The organism is Pseudomonas sp. WS 5411 (assembly GCF_012985595.1).
Taxonomy (GTDB): Bacteria; Pseudomonadota; Gammaproteobacteria; order Pseudomonadales; family Pseudomonadaceae; genus Aquipseudomonas; species Aquipseudomonas shahriarae.
Genome location: NZ_JAARMC010000001.1, coordinates 294,840 through 310,922 on the forward strand (window position 1 = coordinate 294,840; position 16,083 = coordinate 310,922).

The following is a 16,083-nucleotide window of genomic DNA, read 5'->3' on the forward strand; positions in this document are numbered from 1 at the left end:
GTACTAAAACCAAAAACTATTAAGACCTGCCCTTGCCTATGCCTGCTTTCCCAACACTGCGCCTGTGCGCTGCGCTGCTGCCTTTGTGCCTGATCACCTGTGCCCAGGCCGCCCCTGCCTTTGACCGCGAGTCACCGTGGATGCTGGGTGATTTCGGCGGCTCCCGGACAGCGCTGTCTCAACAAGGCTACGACTTCAAGATCGACTACACCGGCGAGATGGGCAGCAACCTGCATGGCGGCTCGGACCATGACCGCACCGCCCGCTACAGCGACCAATGGGCCTTCGGCAGCCACCTGGACCTGCAGAAGATCCTCGGCTGGCACGACGCCGAGTTCCAACTGACGATCACCGAGCGCAGTGGCAATAACATCAGCAATGACCGCATCAATGACCCACGGGTCGGCGGTTTTACCTCGTCCCAGGAAGTCTGGGGCCGTGGCCAGACCTGGCGCCTGACGCAGATGTGGTACCAGCAGAAATTCTTCGACCAAAAACTGGATATCAAAGCTGGGCGTTTTGGCGAAGGCGAAGACTTCAACAGCTTCCCCTGTGACTTCCAGAACCTGGCGTTCTGCGGCTCCCAGGTGGGCAACTGGGTCGGTGGCATCTGGTACAACTGGCCCGTGAGCCAATGGGCGCTGCGGGTCAAATACCACCTGACGCCCGAGTTGTACGCGCAGGTCGGCGCCTATGAACAGAACCCGTCCAACCTCGATCGCGGCAATGGCTTCAAGCTCAGTGGCAGCGGCACCCAGGGCGCCCTGCTGCCGGTGGAGCTGGTGTGGACGCCAACGTTCCATGGCCTGCCGGGCGAATACCGCGCCGGTTACTACTACAGCAGCGCCAAGGCCAGCGATGTCTACAAGGACCGCCACGACCAGCCCGCCGCCGTCAGTGGCGAGGCCTATCGCAGTGCCTCCAGCAAGCACGGTGTGTGGCTGGGCGTGCAGCAGCAGGTCACCCGCCTCGCCAGCGACAACAGCCGTGGCTTGAGCGTGTTCGCCAACGCGACGATGCACGATAAGAAGACCAACGCTGTGGATAACTATGTGCAGGCCGGGGTGGTCTACAAAGGCCCGTTCGATGCCCGCGCCCAGGACGATATCGGCTTTGCCGTGGCCCGCGTGCACGTCAACCCGGCCTATCGCAAGAACGCCCAGGCCAGCAACCAGGCCCGTGCGGTCTACGACTTCGACGACGCCGCCTACCTGCCGGTGCAAGACACCGAATACAGCGCCGAGCTCTATTACGGCGTGCATGTCAGCAACTGGCTGACGGTGCGCCCGAACCTGCAATACATCCGGCATCCGGGGGCCGTTGCCCAGGTGGATGACGCGCTGGTCGGCGGGATCAAGCTGCAAGCGTCCTTCTGAATCGCAATAAACGCAATGAGACCTGAACCAAGCCCGCGCACAAACGTCATCTACAGTGAACAAGCGCGGGACTACTTTAAACGTCACGGAGAATCACACTATGAGCACTGATGGTGCTTCAAGCCCAAGCCGCCTGCTGCCCAGGCTGCTGGGGATCTTGCTGCTGATCATGGGCCTGGCCTTGTTGGCCGGGGGCATCAAGCTGAGCATGCTCGGCGGGTCGCTGTACTACCTGCTGGCCGGTATCGGCATCACTCTGACCGGCGTCCTGCTGCTGGCTACGCGCCGCGCGGCGCTGGGCCTGTACGCTGTGGTGCTGTTCGCCAGTACAGTGTGGGCTCTGTGGGAAGTCGGCCTGGACTGGTGGCAACTGGTGCCGCGCCTGGCCCTGTTGTTCGGCCTGGGCATCGTCATGCTGCTGCCGTGGTTCCGCCGTCCCCTGCTGCGCGGCCAACCCGCCCCGCTGGGCACCGGCGCGCTGAGCGTAGCCGTGGTGCTGGCCGGCGCAACCGCCGTGGCCAGCCAGTTCACCAACCCCGGTGAAATCAAGGGCCAACTGGACCGCGACGCGGTACCGGGCATGACCAATGCCGCGCCGGCCCAGGCCGATGGCGACTGGAATTCCTATGGCCGTTCGGGTTTCGGTGATCGTTACTCGCCGCTGGCGCAGATCACCCCGGAAAATGCCCACAAGCTGGTGCCGGCCTGGACTTATCGCACCGGCGACCTGCCTGGCCCGGGCGACCCCGGTGAAACCACCGCGGAAAACACCCCGCTGAAAGTCAACGGCATGCTCTACGTGTGCACCCCGCACAGCCAGGTGATTGCCCTTGATCCGGACACCGGCAAGGAAATCTGGCGTTTCGACCCTAAGCTCTCGACGCAGAAAGCCGAGAACTTCAAGGGTTGGGCGCATATGACCTGCCGTGGCGTGTCGTATCACGATGACGCGGCCTACGCCGCCACCGAGCAAAGCCCGGCCACCGGCGCCGCCGCGCCAGCCGCCAATGCCTGCCCGCGCCGCATTTTCCTGCCGACCGCCGACACCCGTCTGATCGCACTGAACGCCGACACCGGCAAGATGTGTGAAGACTTCGGCGACAAAGGCCAGGTCGACCTGGGCGCCAACATTGGCACCTTCGCCCCCGGTGGTTACTACTCCACCTCGCCGCCCGCCATCACCAAGAACCTGGTGGTCATTGGCGGTCACGTCACCGATAACGTCTCCACCGACGAACCAAGCGGCGTAATCCGCGCGTTCGACGTGCACACCGGCAAGCTGGTGTGGAACTGGGACAGCGGCAACCCGGACGACACCACGCCGATTGCCGAAGGCAAGACCTACACCCGCAACTCGCCCAACATGTGGTCGATGTTCGCCGTCGATGAAAAACTCGGCATGCTCTACCTGCCGATGGGCAACCAGACCCCGGACCAGTTCGGTGGCTACCGCACCCCGGCTTCCGAGCTGCACGCTGCCGGCCTGACCGCCCTGGATATCGACACCGGTAAAGTGCGCTGGCACTACCAGTTCACCCACCATGACCTGTGGGACATGGACGTGGGCGGCCAGCCAAGCCTGATCGACATCAAGACAGCGGCCGGCGTGAAGCAAGCCGTGATGGCCTCGACCAAGCAAGGCAGCATCTACGTGCTGGACCGTGCAACGGGCGAGCCGGTGGTGCCGATCAACGAAATCCCGGTACCGCAAGGCGCAGTGGCAGGCGATCACACCTCGCCGACCCAGCCCAAGTCCGACCTCAACTTCATGCCACCGCCCCTCAAGGAACGTGACATGTGGGGCGTGACCCCGTTCGACCAAATGCTCTGCCGGATCGACTTCAAATCCCTGCGCTACGATGGCCCGTTCACCCCGCCATCGCTGCAAGGTTCGATCGTTTACCCCGGCAACTTCGGCGTGTTCGACTGGGGCGGCATCTCGGTTGATCCGGTGCGCCAGATTGCCTTCGTCAACCCAAGCTACATGGCGTTCAAGTCGACCATGATCCCGGCAGAAAAAATCGCCGCCATGGGCCCGCGTGTCAGCGAGACCGAAGGTGTGCAGCCAAACAAAGGCACGCCTTATGGCGTGGTCCTGGAAGCCATGCTCTCGCCAATGGGCCTGCCATGCCAGGCACCGGCCTGGGGTTATGTGGCCGCCGTGGACTTGACCAACAACAAGACCATCTGGATGCACAAGAACGGCACCGTGCGTGACAGCTCGCCAGTGCCCATCCCCCTGAGCATGGGTGTGCCAAGCCTGGGCGGGACCTTCACCACCGCCGGTGGCGTGTCCTTCCTCAGCGGTACCCTCGACCAGTACCTGCGTGCCTATGACGTGAAAAACGGCAAGCAACTGTGGGAAGGCCGCCTGCCTGCAGGCGCGCAAACCACCCCGATGACCTACACCGGCAAGGACGGCAAGCAGTACGTGCTGGTCGTGGCGGGCGGTCATGGTTCCCTGGGGACCAAGCAGGGTGACTATGTGATGGCGTTCAAGCTGGCGGATTAAGCGACAGCTGCAACAAAAAAACCCCGGAATTCCGGGGTTTTTTATTTGAAATACAACTCAAATGTGGGAGCTGGCTTGCCTGCGATAGCGGTGGATCCGTTGGCATATGTTGCACTGACCCACCGCTATCGCAGGCAAGCCAGCTCCCACACAAGCCCTCTCCCATATTTTGACCGCGCAGGCCCCGTCACACCGTACTGCGATCCCGGCGCATCCACATCTCAAAGGCCATGGCATTCAACGGCCGGCTGATCAGGTAGCCCTGGGCGGTGTCGCAATTCCATTGTTTGAGCAGCCTCAGGCTGGGTTCGAACTCCACCCCTTCGGCCACCACCTTGAGCCCCAGGTTGTGGCTCATCTCGATGGTCGAACGCACGATCACCGCGTCACCGCTGGTGCTGTCGAGGTTGCGCACAAAGGACTGGTCGATCTTCAGCTCCTGCACCGGTAGGCGCTGCAACTGGGCCAGGGATGAGTAGCCCGTGCCGAAGTCGTCCACCGACAGGCTGATGCCACAGCCGCGCAGTTGCTCGAGGATGCGCAAGGCCTGTTCCGGGTTGTGCATGATCGCGCTTTCGGTGATCTCGAAAATCAACTGCCCGGCCAATACCCCGTGCAGCTCCAGCAGTTCGGTCACCCGCGGCGCCAGCCCTTCGTCGCCGAGGTCGTCCACCGAAATGTTCAGCGACAGCTGCACCTCCAGCCCGCGCACGCTCCACTCTGCCAACTGACGGATCGCCTCTTCGATCACCCAATGGGTCAGGCTGGCCATGCTGCCGGAGCGTTCGGCCAGGGGGATGAATTCGACGGGGGACACCAGGCCCAGGGTCGGGTGCTGCCAGCGCAACAGTGCCTCGGCCTGGCGCACGTAGCCGTGGCGCAGGTCGAGCTTGGGTTGATAGCACAGGAACAATTCGTCTTCGATGGCGGCGCGGCGCAGGTCGCGGATCAGGCTGATCTGGCGTTGATGGGCAAGGTCGCGGTCTTGTTGATAGATCTGCAGATAGCCGGGCAGCGCGGCCGCATCGTGGCGCGCAATGGCCGCGCGGCTGATCAGTTCTTCGACCTGCTGGCCATCTTCGGGGTAGGCGGCAATGCCCATGCTCACTTCGTGGCGCAGTTCATCGACACCCACCCGCTGCGGTTCGGTCAGCAGGCTGTACAGGCGGTCGGCGCGGGCCACGGCGCTGTCGAGCTTGGTGTTTTCCAACAGCACCAGAAATTCGCTGCCGGTAATGCGCGCCGCCGAATCCCCGGCCGCCAGGCTCGACAGCAGGCAGCGGCTGGCTTCGCGCAACATTTCCTCGACCCCTTGGGGGCCAAAGCCTTCGTTGATCACCCGGTAGTTTTCAATCCCCAGGTACAGCAGCACCACCGGCCGCCGCGCACTGATCGCACTGCCCAGGCGCTCCATGGCCAGGGCGCGGTTGGGCAGGCCGGTCAGCGCATCGTGCAGGGCATTGTGCGCCAGTTGCCGCTCGCGCACGGCGATGCCGCTTTGCATGGCATTGAAGGCGCGGGCCAGCAGGCCGAATTCATCCTTGCCGCGCACCGCCACTGGCGTGCGGTAATCCCCGCCACCAATGCGCTCGGCTGCCTGCACCAGGGCATCGAGCGGGCGCGACACGCGGCGCGCCATCAACAGCGCGCCCACCAGCGAGACCAGCAGGGCCGCGAGGGCGATGCCGAGAAATTGCCGGTCCAGCGGCGCAAAGGATTGCAGGGCCTGGTCCAGCGGGCTTTGCAGCAAGGCCATGACTTGCCCGCCATCGCCGGTGTTGGCCAGGGGCAGCACCTGGCTGAGAAAACGCTGGCCGTGAAACTCGCTTATTTGTGCCAGCGCCCTGGGGTGCGAAGCCTGTAGCGCCTCGATAATGGCCGGGCGATCGGTCACGGGCTGGGTGCTGAACAAGGCGCCCGGCTGGCCCTTGTCCACGCTCATGAACGACACCTCCAGGTTGCTCAGGGAGCGCAACTCGGCGGCAAACACCTCATCCATGGAAAAGCCCATGACCACCCGCGCAATGGGCAGCGGGTCCAGCACATCTTCCTGGACCAGCAAAAACGGCCGGCCGGCCAGGGAGACAACGAGCATATGCAGGGAATTGCGCCGAGCCTGACGCAGCGCCTCGGCGTAGGGAAAGACTTGCTGCGCCGGCACGCCAGCCAGGGTGCTGACGATGACCTGCCCATCCAGCCCCAGCACAAACACCTCGCTGGAACGGATGCCGCTGCCCTGCCGGTGCAGGGCCGCAAGGATCGCCGCCGGCTGGCCCTCAGCGACGGCACGGCGCAACTGTTCGTCCACCGTCAGCCAGTCGAGGCCGTATTGCAGGCGCCGCCCGCGCAGGTCCAGCAGGCGCTCGAACACTCGGCTGCCGGTCTCCAGTTGCACCAGGGCCTGATTTTCCACGGCCCGGGTAGTGGCCACTTTCACGGCAAAATACACCGCGCCCACCACGACCAGCAGCAGCAACGCCAACACCCCGGCCAGCCGCGCCTGGAAGGCGTGGCGCCATTTCATCCGCTTGCCTCCTGGCAGCGTGCCCACGCCCCAGCTCAAGCGCCCTTTTGTCATACGCTTCCCTCGCGACTGGCGGCCCGGTGTCAAATAAATGCCCGTCGATGCCGAACATTTGGAAAACCCAGATTAGTCTTCGCCGAGCAGAAGTAAACCTAATAAATACGGGAGGTTGGCTGACATTATTTTGACGACAGATCACCGTCTAAACGGCGCACGCAGGCATAAAATCGCCCCTGATTTGCTGAAGGGTTCTGGGTGCCGCACAAACAGCCAGTGCCACAGGGGTCTTCGAAAATGTCATGCAATTTGTTGCTAACCACGCCGGGCCATTGAAACCACCGCTCACCTGCCCCATCTAACCCCCATACTTCACTGTGCAGGTGCCCCATGAGCGACCAGCAAGAATTCCCCGATATCGACCTCAACGACTACGCCGACCCCGAAAACGCTGAAACTCCATCGTCCAACACCGGCCTGGCCCTGCCTGGGCAAAATCTGCCGGACAAGGTCTATATCATTCCGATCCACAACCGGCCGTTCTTCCCGGCGCAAGTGTTGCCGGTGATCGTCAATGAAGAACCCTGGGCCGAGACCCTGGAGCTGGTGAGCAAATCCGACCACCACTCCCTGGCGCTGTTTTTCATGGACACGCCGCCCGAAGACCCGCGGCATTTCGATACCTCTGCCCTGCCGTTGTACGGCACCCTGGTCAAGGTGCATCACGCCAGCCGCGAAAACGGCAAGCTGCAGTTCGTTGCCCAGGGCCTGACCCGCGTGCGCATCAAGACCTGGCTCAAGCACCACCGCCCACCGTATCTGGTGGAGGTCGAATACCCGCACCAGCCCAGCGAGCCGACCGATGAGGTCAAGGCCTACGGCATGGCCCTGATCAATGCGATCAAGGAACTGCTGCCGCTCAACCCGCTGTACAGCGAAGAGCTGAAGAACTACCTCAACCGCTTCAGCCCCAACGACCCGTCGCCCCTGACCGACTTCGCCGCCGCGCTGACCTCGGCCACCGGTAACGAGTTGCAGGAAGTGCTGGACTGCGTGCCAATGCTCAAGCGCATGGAAAAAGTGTTGCCGATGCTGCGCAAAGAGGTGGAAGTCGCGCGCCTGCAAAAGGAAATCTCCGCCGAGGTGAACCGCAAGATCGGCGAGCACCAGCGCGAGTTTTTCCTCAAGGAACAACTCAAGGTGATCCAGCAGGAGCTGGGGCTGACCAAGGACGATCGCAGCGCCGACGTCGAACAGTTCGAGCAGCGCCTGGAAGGCAAGGTGCTGCCGGCCCAGGCGCAGAAACGCATTGATGAAGAGCTGAACAAGCTGTCGATCCTCGAAACCGGCTCGCCGGAATACGCGGTCACGCGTAACTATCTGGACTGGGCGACCTCGGTGCCGTGGGGCGTGTATGGCGAGGACAAACTCGACCTCAAACACGCACGCAAAGTCCTGGATAAACACCATGCGGGGCTGGACGACATCAAGAGTCGCATCCTCGAGTTCCTCGCGGTCGGCGCCTATAAAGGCGAAGTCGCCGGTTCCATCGTGCTGTTGGTAGGCCCGCCGGGTGTGGGCAAGACCAGCGTCGGCAAATCCATCGCCGAGTCTCTGGGGCGGCCGTTCTACCGTTTCAGCGTCGGCGGCATGCGCGACGAGGCCGAAATCAAGGGCCATCGCCGCACCTACATCGGCGCCCTGCCGGGCAAGCTGGTGCAGGCGCTCAAGGATGTGGAGGTGATGAACCCGGTGATCATGCTCGACGAGATCGACAAGATGGGCCAGAGCTACCAGGGCGACCCGGCGTCGGCCCTGCTGGAGACCCTCGACCCGGAACAGAACGTCGAATTCCTCGATCACTACCTGGACCTGCGCCTGGACCTGTCCAAAGTGCTGTTCGTGTGCACCGCCAACACCCTGGACTCGATACCCGGCCCGTTGCTGGACCGTATGGAAGTGATTCGCCTGTCGGGCTATATCACCGAAGAAAAAGTCGCCATTGCCAAGCGTCACCTGTGGCCAAAGCAGTTGGAAAAAGCCGGCGTGGCCAAGAACAGCCTGAGCATCACCGATGGCGCCCTGCGTGCGCTGATCGACGGCTATGCCCGTGAAGCCGGGGTGCGCCAGTTGGAGAAGCAACTGGGCAAGCTGGTGCGCAAGGCGGTGGTCAAGCTGCTGGATGAGCCGGACTCGGTGATCAAGATCGGCAACAAGGACCTGGAAAGCTCCCTGGGCATGCCGGTGTTCCGCAACGAGCAGGTACTGTCGGGCACGGGTGTCATCACCGGCCTGGCCTGGACCAGCATGGGCGGCGCGACCTTGCCGATCGAGGCGACGCGTATCCACACGCTCAATCGTGGGTTCAAGCTCACCGGGCAGTTGGGTGAAGTGATGAAGGAATCCGCCGAAATCGCCTATAGCTACATCAGCTCCAACCTGAAGTCGTTTGGCGGTGACCCGAAGTTCTTCGACGAAGCCTTCGTGCACCTGCACGTACCGGAAGGCGCCACGCCCAAGGACGGCCCGAGTGCCGGGGTGACCATGGCCAGTGCGCTGCTCTCGCTGGCGCGCAACCAGCCGCCGAAAAAAGGCGTGGCCATGACCGGCGAACTGACCCTGACCGGGCACGTACTGCCGATTGGTGGCGTGCGCGAGAAGGTGATTGCGGCGCGGCGCCAGAAGATCCATGAACTGATCCTGCCGGAGCCCAACCGGGGCAGCTTTGAAGAATTGCCGGAGTACCTCAAGGAAGGCATGACGGTGCACTTTGCCAAGCGCTTTGCGGATGTGGCGAAGGTGTTGTTCTGATAGATCTGTAGCGTCGGTACTGGCCTCATCGCGGGCAAGCCCGCTCCCATACTTGAATGTGTTCACATATCAAAATGTGGGAGCGGGCTTGCCCGCGATGGCGTCAGCCGCCTCAACACAAAACCCTGCTGTAACACCTTGTCTCATCTTCGGTTATGCTCGCCCTTCGTCGCCAATAAACGGAGCCTTCATGACCGCTGCCCGCCTGCTTCTTCCGCTAAGCCTCGCCCTGCTCGCGGCTTGCGCCAGTGCACCGAAGCAAAACGTCACCGTCGAAAAACAGAGCGCCTGCCCGCTCAAGCTCAAGGCCGGGCAAAACCTGACCCTGACCTTGCCGAGCAACCCCACAACCGGTTATCGCTGGGCGATCCAGGATTCGGCCGGCGGCGTGCTGCGCAGCCTCGGCCCCGAGGTCTACAGCAACCCCGAGGACGCCGGTGTAGTGGGTGCCGCCGGGCAATCCACCTGGCGCTTCCAGGCCTTTACCGCAGGTAGCGGCCGCCTGCGCCTGACCTCCCAACAACCCTGGGCCCCGGAAGTGAATCCGGTGGACACCTTTGACTGCGCCATTACGGTGAACTGATATGCCATGGATGATTCTTGCGTTGATGGGTGCGGGTACCTTTATCTACGGTCTGAGCACGCATGCCACCTTGCTGTGCCTGTTGGTCAAGCCGCTACCGGTACTGGCGCTGTTGGGTTGGCTGCATGATGCGCCGCCCAGTGACTATCGACGCTGGATCAGCCTGGGGTTGATTTTCTCCGTGGTGGGCGATGTGTTGCTGGCCTGGCCTGGCGACCTGTTTATCTTCGGCCTGGGCGCGTTTTTGTTCGCGCACCTGGCGTATCTCAAAGCCTACTTCAGCGACTGCCGGCGCCCGGCCCTGTTGCCGCTGGCCTTGGCCCTGGGGGTTGGGGCGATCCTGTTGAGCATCCTGATATCCCACGGCCTGGGCGACTTGCTGATTCCGGTGGTGGTGTATGCGCTGGTGATCAGCGCCATGCTCTGGCGTGCACTGGCGCGCCTGGGCAGCGACGTGCCCAAGCGCTCGGCGCAGCTGGCGGCCGTCGGCGCGGCGTTGTTTGTGTTTTCCGACACGCTGATCGGCATCAACCGCTTTGTGGTGACCTTCGATGCCGCACCGTACCTGTTGATCATCACCTACTGGTTGGGACAGTGGGGCATCACCGCCTCGGCCTTTTCCCAGCCGCGCCGCACGCCCCTGACCTGACTCCCCCTGTGGCGAGCGGGCTTGCCCGCGTTGGGGCGCGCAGCGGCCCCCTAGATGGGACTGCTGCGCAATCCAGCGCGGGCAAGCCCGCTCGCCACAACAAGCCCGCTCGCCACAGATCAGAGAAGGCGCGCATCGCTCGGCCAAGTTGGCTAAAATGCCGGCCTTTTCCACTTCGTCGCCGGAACAGCCGTGAGCAAAGAACCCGATCGCCTATTCGCCCAGCCCTTGCCCCAGGTGCCGGACTTCGCCTTTAACGAGGACGTGGTGCGGGTGTTCCCGGACATGATCAAGCGCTCGGTGCCCGGTTACCCGACGATTGTCGAGAACCTCGGCGTGCTGGCGGCGCAGTTTGCCCAGCCGGGCAGCGTGCTGTATGACCTGGGTTCGTCCCTGGGCGCGGTGACCCAGGCCCTGCGTCGCCACGTGCGCACCGACGGTTGCCGGGTGATCGCTGTGGATAACTCGGCGGCGATGGTCGAGCGCTGCCGCGAATACCTCAACGGCCAGGACTCGATGTTCCAGGAGCTGCTGCCGGTGGAGGTGATCGAAGGCGATATCCTCGCCCTAGAGTTTCAGCCGGCCTCGGTGGTGGCGCTGAATTTCACCCTGCAATTTATCGCCCCCGAGGAGCGCCTGGCCTTGCTCGGGCGGATTCGCCAATCGCTGCTGCCCGGTGGCGCGCTGATTCTCTCGGAAAAACTGCGCTTCAATGATCCCGAAGAACATGCATTGCTCACCGATCTGCACGTAGCGTTCAAACGCGCCAACGGCTACAGCGAACTGGAAATCGCCCAGAAGCGCAGCGCCATCGAAAACGTCATGAAGCCCGACAGCCTCGAAGAACACCGCGAACGCCTGCTGGCGGCCGGGTTCTCGAAAGTCGTGCCGTGGTTCCAGTGTCTTAACTTTGCCTCGTTGATTGCCTTGCCATGATTGATCTGTCCCCCCTCGCCCGCCATCTGGTCGGCACTCCCCTGGCCGTGTGGGCCCAGGGCCTGCAAGCACAACTCGATGCAAAAATGGAAAAGGGCCATGGCGACCTGGCGCGCTGGCAAAGTGCGCTGGACGCGCTGCCCAAGATCCTGCCAAGCGAAGTCGACCTGCTGAACGGCCTGACCCTCGACACCGATTGCGATGACGCAACCCGTGAGCAGATGCATGCCGCGCTGATGGGCCTGAGCCCATGGCGCAAAGGTCCGTTCAACCTGTTCGGGGTGCATGTGGACACCGAATGGCGCTCGGACTGGAAATGGTCGCGGGTCGCGCCGCACCTGAACCTTGCGGGCAAGCGCATCCTCGATGTGGGCTGTGGCAACGGCTACTACATGTGGCGCATGCTCGGCGCCGGCGCCGACAGTGTGATTGGCGTGGACCCCAACTGGTTGTTCTTCTGCCAGTTCCAGGCGGTGCAGCGCTACCTGTCGGCGCCCAACGCCTGGCACCTGCCCTTCCCGTTCGAAGACCTGCCGCCGAACATGGAAGGTTTTGACACGGTGTTCTCCATGGGCGTGTTCTACCACCGCCGCTCGCCGATCGAGCATTTGCTGGCGCTCAAGGATTGCCTGGTCAAGGGCGGCGAGTTGGTGCTGGAAACGTTGGTGATCGAGGGCGATCAACAACAGGTACTGGTGCCGGAAGACCGTTACGCACAAATGCGTAATGTGTGGTTCCTGCCTTCGGTGCCGGCGCTGATGCTATGGCTGCGGCGTGCCGGCTTCACTGAGGTACGCTGCGTGGATGTGAGCGTGACCACGGTCGAGGAACAACGCGGGACAGAGTGGATGAAGTATCAGTCCCTGAGTGACTTCCTCGACCCTGAGGATCACAGCAAGACGATTGAAGGGCTGCCGGCGCCGATGCGCGCGGTGATTATCGCCAAGAAGTAACCCCCAATCGCCCTGAGAAAATGCAGATCAAAAATGTGGGAGCTGGCTTGCCTGCTCCCACATTGATCCGGTTCTCACATTGAGGTCAGGGTTTAGCCCGGCGCGCCTTGAAGAACTCACTCAACACCGCTCCGCACTCCTCGGCCAACACCCCGCCTTCATACATCACTCGATGATTGAGAAAGCCCTGGGTAAAGAACTGCCCCTGGCTTTGCACAATCCCCGCCTTGGGCTCCAACGCGCCGTACACCACCCGCGCGATGCGCGAGTGGACGATCAGCCCGGCGCACATGCTGCACGGTTCCAGGGTCACATACAGGGTGCTGCCCGGCAGGCGGTAGTTGCTGACGGCCTGGGCCGCCGCGCGGATGGCGACCATCTCGGCGTGGGCGCTGGGGTCGCTGCCGCTGATCGGGCAATTGAAGCCGCGCCCGATGATTTCGCCGTCCTGCACCAGCACCGCACCCACCGGCACTTCGCCGAGGGCCGCGCCCTGGGCGGCGAGGGCCAGGGCTTCGCGCATAAAGTCCTGGTCGCGGCTGCGGTCGATAATCGCCGTCGGGCGTATCTGGCGCATCACGCCACCTCGATGGCGGCCATCAGGCCGGTTTCCATATGGTCGATCACATGGCAGTGGAACATCCACACCCCAGGGTTATCCGCCACCAACGCCACGCGAGCGCGTTCGTTCTTGCCCAGCAGGTAGGTGTCGGTGAAGTACGGCGTGACTTTGTGGCGGTTCGAGGCGATGACCTTGAAACTCATGCCATGCAGGTGGATCGGGTGCTGGTACTGGGTCATGTTCTTCAGTTCGAAAATATAGCTCTTGCCCAACTCGAGCTTGGCAATCGGGCGGTCGGCGCAGGTCTTGTCGGTGATATCCCAGGCCTGGCCGTTGATCTGCCACAGGCTCGGCGGTCTGTTTTCGACATCGACCGAGACCGAGCCGACCCATTCGAAATTGAAGTTGAGTTTCTCGGCATTCGCCAGGTCGGGCTCGGCAATCGGGTTGGCCGGCAACGCTGGTGGCCACTCGCCGGGCGCGTCGGTGTTGGCCACCGAGCGGAAGGTGCCCAGGCGCACCGGGCCATTGCGGATCGACAGCTCTTCGCCGGCCGGCGGGGCTTTGATTGCCAGGCAGATGCGCATGCCCGGGCCCAGCCAGTATTCCTTGCCCAGGGGCCGTGGCTCGATGGGGTTGCCGTCCAGCGCGTAGATCTGCGCCTCGACGTTAGGGATATTCAGGCGATAGGTCAGGGTGTTGTCGAGGTTGAGCAGGCGCACCCGGGTGATTTGCCCGGCAGGCAGGTCGATGACCGCCTGCGGCACACCGTTGATGGTCGACAGGCGCCCGGCCGTACCGCCACGGGCTGCTTCGCGGGGGATGCTGAACTCGACAAACTCACCCTGCTCGTCGATATGCCAGTTTTTCAAGCTCAGGGTGCGTTCGTGCTGGAAGCCGGTGGGCTCGCGCTCCTCGACAATCAACGGACCGACCAGGCCACGACCCAGTTCTTCGCTGCTGCTGACATGGGGGTGATACCAGTAGCTGCCGGCATCCGGCACGCGGAACTGGTAGTCGAAATACTCACCGGGCAATACCGGCAGTTGCGAGACGTAGGGCACGCCGTCCATTTCCAGGGGCAGGCGGATGCCGTGCCAGTGGATGGTGGTGGCAACCGGCAGATGGTTGATAAAGCGCACCCGCAGCCATTCGCCCTGGCGTACGCGCAACTCGGTGCCCGGCGCCGAAGGGCCAAAGGCCCAAGCCTCGGTCTTGTGTCCCGGCACCAGTTCCACGTCCAACGGTGCGGCGATCAACTCGTAATCGCGCCCGGCGCTGGCGTCCGCGACTTTCCCCAGCCAGTAGCGATAGGCGCCACCGGCACCGACACCCACGACTGCCAGGCCGACGAGGCCACCAAGGATTTGTCGACGGGAAAAGGATCGGGACACAACAACCTCACAAATCTGCGCAGGCCCAAGGCCCGCAAAGGGCAAATACGATACACCCCTACCGGCTAAACAGTAAGGCTTCGCATTGCCGCATGTGGGAAAGGCCTTATGTGGGAGCAAGCTTGTGTGGGAGCGGGTTTGCCCGCGATAGCGCTGTGTCAGTCAATAGAGGTATCGACTGAAACGCCCTTATCGCGGGCAAGCCCGCTCCCACACAAGCCCAGCGTTGATTAGGGCTTGGCGGCAGCCAGGATCAGCGCTTTCATTTCGGCAACCGCTCCTTTGAAACCGACGAACAGCGCGTGCGCCACCAGCGCGTGGCCGATGTTCAGTTCGTTGATGCCCTTGATCGCCGCCACGGCTTCGACGTTGTGGTAGTGCAGGCCATGGCCGGCGTTGACGATCAGGCCCTCGCGCAGGCCACAGGCCACGCCGTCGATGATGCGCTGCAGTTCTTCGGCCACTTCGGTGGGGGTGGTGGCATCGGCGTAGCGGCCGGTGTGCAACTCGATGGCCGGGGCGCCCACGCGGCGCGAGGCTTCGATCTGCCGTTCGTCGGCGTCGATAAACAGCGAGACTTCACTGCCGATCTGCGACAGACGCTCGACTGCCGCCTTGATCCGCGCTTCCTGGCCGGCGACATCCAGGCCGCCTTCGGTGGTGAGTTCCTGGCGGGTTTCCGGGACCAGGCAGATATGCGCCGGACGGATGCGCTCGGCGAAGGCCATCATTTCTTCGGTGATGCCCATTTCGAAGTTCATGCGCGTTTGCAGCACATCCTTGAGCACCAGTACGTCGCGCTCCTGGATGTGCCGGCGGTCTTCGCGCAGGTGCACGGTGATCCCGTCGGCGCCGGCTTCTTCGGCATCCAGCGCGGCCTTGACCGGATCAGGGTAGCGAGTGCCCCGGGCCTGGCGCAGGGTGGCGACGTGGTCGATGTTGACGCCAAGAAGAATGCGATTGCTGGTGGTCACGGAAGCGCTCCTGAAAAGGGAAAGAATCGGCGCACAGCATACACGGGGATGTCAGGGCTTTCGAAACAACTCGCGACTGACCAGCGGCCGACCGCCCAGATGCACGGCCAGGGCCTGGCGCATCAGGCGCTTGGCCGCAGACAAGGCACCGGGGGCGCTCCAGTCGGCGTCGGCCATCGCCAGCAACTCGGTGCCCTGGAACAGGCCGGGTTGCAGCAGGTAGACGCGCTCCAGGCCGGCATCCACCTGCAGGCGGTACATGCCGTCGCTGGCGATGGGCTCGCCGTGCAGGTCGTTGCTCAGTTCAAAACCGTAGCCCAGGTCGTCGAGCAGACGCCACTCGAAAGCACGCAACAGCGGCTCCAGGGGGCGGCCTTCGGCCAGGGCCAGCAAGGTCGCAGCGTAGTGATCGAACACCGCGGGGTGCGGGTCTTCGGCGGGCAGCAGGCGGATCAGCAGTTCATTGAGGTAGAGGCCGCTGAACAGCGCCTCGCCATTGAGCCAGGCCGAGGTGCCGATGCTTTCCAGGCGGCCGACGTTTTTCAGCTCGCCCTTGCCGCGAAACTCCACGTCCAGGGCCACGAATGGCCGCGCCAGCGTGCCCGCCTTGCCCCGCGCGCTGCGCAACACCGCGCGCAGCCGGCCCTGGGGCGTGAGGAAGTCCACCAGGGCGCTGGTCTCGCGGTAGGCGCGGCTGTGCAGGACGTAGGCGGGTTGGCTGGGGGGTGGGGTTGGGGACATGGGGTTCTCGCTGCGGGAACACGGTCTGGAAAACAACGACTATCCAATGTGGGAGCGGGCTTGCTCGCGAA

At 63.2% G+C, this 16,083-nt stretch carries 12 protein-coding genes; 7 read left to right on the top strand and 5 right to left on the bottom strand.

The features are described from left to right. Nucleotides 1-38 precede the first annotated feature (38 nt). Both HBR93_RS01345 and HBR93_RS01350 read left to right on the top strand, forming a co-directional pair. Nucleotides 39-1,376 carry a carbohydrate porin gene (locus tag HBR93_RS01345; protein ID WP_057438298.1) on the top strand — a complete coding sequence of 446 codons (1,338 nt, stop codon included), beginning with the start codon at nt 39-41 and terminating at the stop codon, nt 1,374-1,376. Between the two features lie 100 nt (nt 1,377-1,476). Beyond that, nucleotides 1,477-3,888: a glucose/quinate/shikimate family membrane-bound PQQ-dependent dehydrogenase gene (locus tag HBR93_RS01350; protein WP_169959719.1), complete on the top strand. Its 2,412-nt coding sequence runs from the start codon at nt 1,477-1,479 to the stop codon at nt 3,886-3,888. Nucleotides 3,889-4,075: 187 nt separating this feature from the next. Here HBR93_RS01350 and HBR93_RS01355 read toward each other — a convergent pair whose 3' ends face one another. Further along, nucleotides 4,076-6,412 (bottom strand): EAL domain-containing protein, encoded by a 2,337-nt coding sequence (locus HBR93_RS01355; protein WP_169959720.1) that lies wholly within the window; start codon nt 6,410-6,412, stop codon nt 4,076-4,078. A gap of 387 nt (nt 6,413-6,799) precedes the next feature. On the opposite strand from HBR93_RS01355, the gene lon reads away from it, so the two are divergent. The 5 genes from lon (at nt 6,800) to cmoB (ending at nt 12,341) form a co-directional block, all read left to right on the top strand. Next, nucleotides 6,800-9,220, top strand: a complete 2,421-nt coding sequence (lon, locus tag HBR93_RS01360; protein ID WP_057438296.1) for an endopeptidase La — start codon at nt 6,800-6,802, stop codon at nt 9,218-9,220. A gap of 190 nt (nt 9,221-9,410) precedes the next feature. Beyond that, a complete protein-coding gene (locus HBR93_RS01365) occupies nt 9,411-9,803 on the top strand; it encodes a protease inhibitor I42 family protein (protein WP_029297456.1) in 393 nt (130 codons plus the stop codon). Nucleotide 9,804: 1 nt separating this feature from the next. Then, on the top strand, nt 9,805-10,452 hold the full coding sequence (locus tag HBR93_RS01370; protein WP_057958557.1) for a lysoplasmalogenase: 648 nt from the start codon (nt 9,805-9,807) through the stop codon (nt 10,450-10,452). 192 nt (nt 10,453-10,644) lie between these two features. Beyond that, a complete protein-coding gene (cmoA, locus tag HBR93_RS01375; protein ID WP_057438290.1) occupies nt 10,645-11,388 on the top strand; it encodes a carboxy-S-adenosyl-L-methionine synthase CmoA in 744 nt (247 codons plus the stop codon). Continuing rightward, complete coding sequence (gene cmoB, locus HBR93_RS01380) at nt 11,385-12,341, top strand: tRNA 5-methoxyuridine(34)/uridine 5-oxyacetic acid(34) synthase CmoB (protein WP_057438288.1); 957 nt, start codon at nt 11,385-11,387, stop codon at nt 12,339-12,341. The genes cmoA and cmoB overlap by 4 nt, the downstream gene beginning before the upstream one ends. Nucleotides 12,342-12,426: 85 nt before the next feature. Here cmoB and tadA read toward each other — a convergent pair whose 3' ends face one another. The 4 genes from tadA to recO form a co-directional block, all read right to left on the bottom strand. Continuing rightward, complete coding sequence (gene tadA / locus HBR93_RS01385) at nt 12,427-12,918, bottom strand: tRNA adenosine(34) deaminase TadA (RefSeq protein WP_057958555.1); 492 nt, start codon at nt 12,916-12,918, stop codon at nt 12,427-12,429. Continuing rightward, entirely contained in the window at nt 12,918-14,297 is a 1,380-nt protein-coding gene (locus tag HBR93_RS01390) for a multicopper oxidase family protein (RefSeq protein WP_057438284.1), read from the bottom strand. Before HBR93_RS01390 ends, tadA begins: the two co-directional genes overlap by 1 nt. A 230-nt stretch (nt 14,298-14,527) precedes the next feature. Next, nucleotides 14,528-15,271 carry a pyridoxine 5'-phosphate synthase gene (gene pdxJ / locus HBR93_RS01395; RefSeq protein WP_057438282.1) on the bottom strand — a complete coding sequence of 248 codons (744 nt, stop codon included), beginning with the start codon at nt 15,269-15,271 and terminating at the stop codon, nt 14,528-14,530. Nucleotides 15,272-15,322: 51 nt separating this feature from the next. Further along, entirely contained in the window at nt 15,323-16,012 is a 690-nt protein-coding gene (recO, locus tag HBR93_RS01400; protein WP_057438280.1) for a DNA repair protein RecO, read from the bottom strand. Nucleotides 16,013-16,083: the final 71 nt, after the last annotated feature.

Coding starts and splice junctions, on each gene's coding strand:
- lon (WP_057438296.1), top strand. CDS start 6,800: ATGAGCGACCAGCAAGAATTCCCCGATATCGACCTCAACGACTACGCC.
- HBR93_RS01365 (WP_029297456.1), top strand. CDS start 9,411: ATGACCGCTGCCCGCCTGCTTCTTCCGCTAAGCCTCGCCCTGCTCGCG.
- cmoB (WP_057438288.1), top strand. CDS start 11,385: ATGATTGATCTGTCCCCCCTCGCCCGCCATCTGGTCGGCACTCCCCTG.
- HBR93_RS01350 (WP_169959719.1), top strand. CDS start 1,477: ATGAGCACTGATGGTGCTTCAAGCCCAAGCCGCCTGCTGCCCAGGCTG.
- recO (WP_057438280.1), bottom strand. CDS start 16,012: ATGTCCCCAACCCCACCCCCCAGCCAACCCGCCTACGTCCTGCACAGC.
- HBR93_RS01370 (WP_057958557.1), top strand. CDS start 9,805: ATGCCATGGATGATTCTTGCGTTGATGGGTGCGGGTACCTTTATCTAC.
- HBR93_RS01345 (WP_057438298.1), top strand. CDS start 39: ATGCCTGCTTTCCCAACACTGCGCCTGTGCGCTGCGCTGCTGCCTTTG.
- HBR93_RS01355 (WP_169959720.1), bottom strand. CDS start 6,412: ATGAAATGGCGCCACGCCTTCCAGGCGCGGCTGGCCGGGGTGTTGGCG.
- tadA (WP_057958555.1), bottom strand. CDS start 12,918: ATGCGCCAGATACGCCCGACGGCGATTATCGACCGCAGCCGCGACCAG.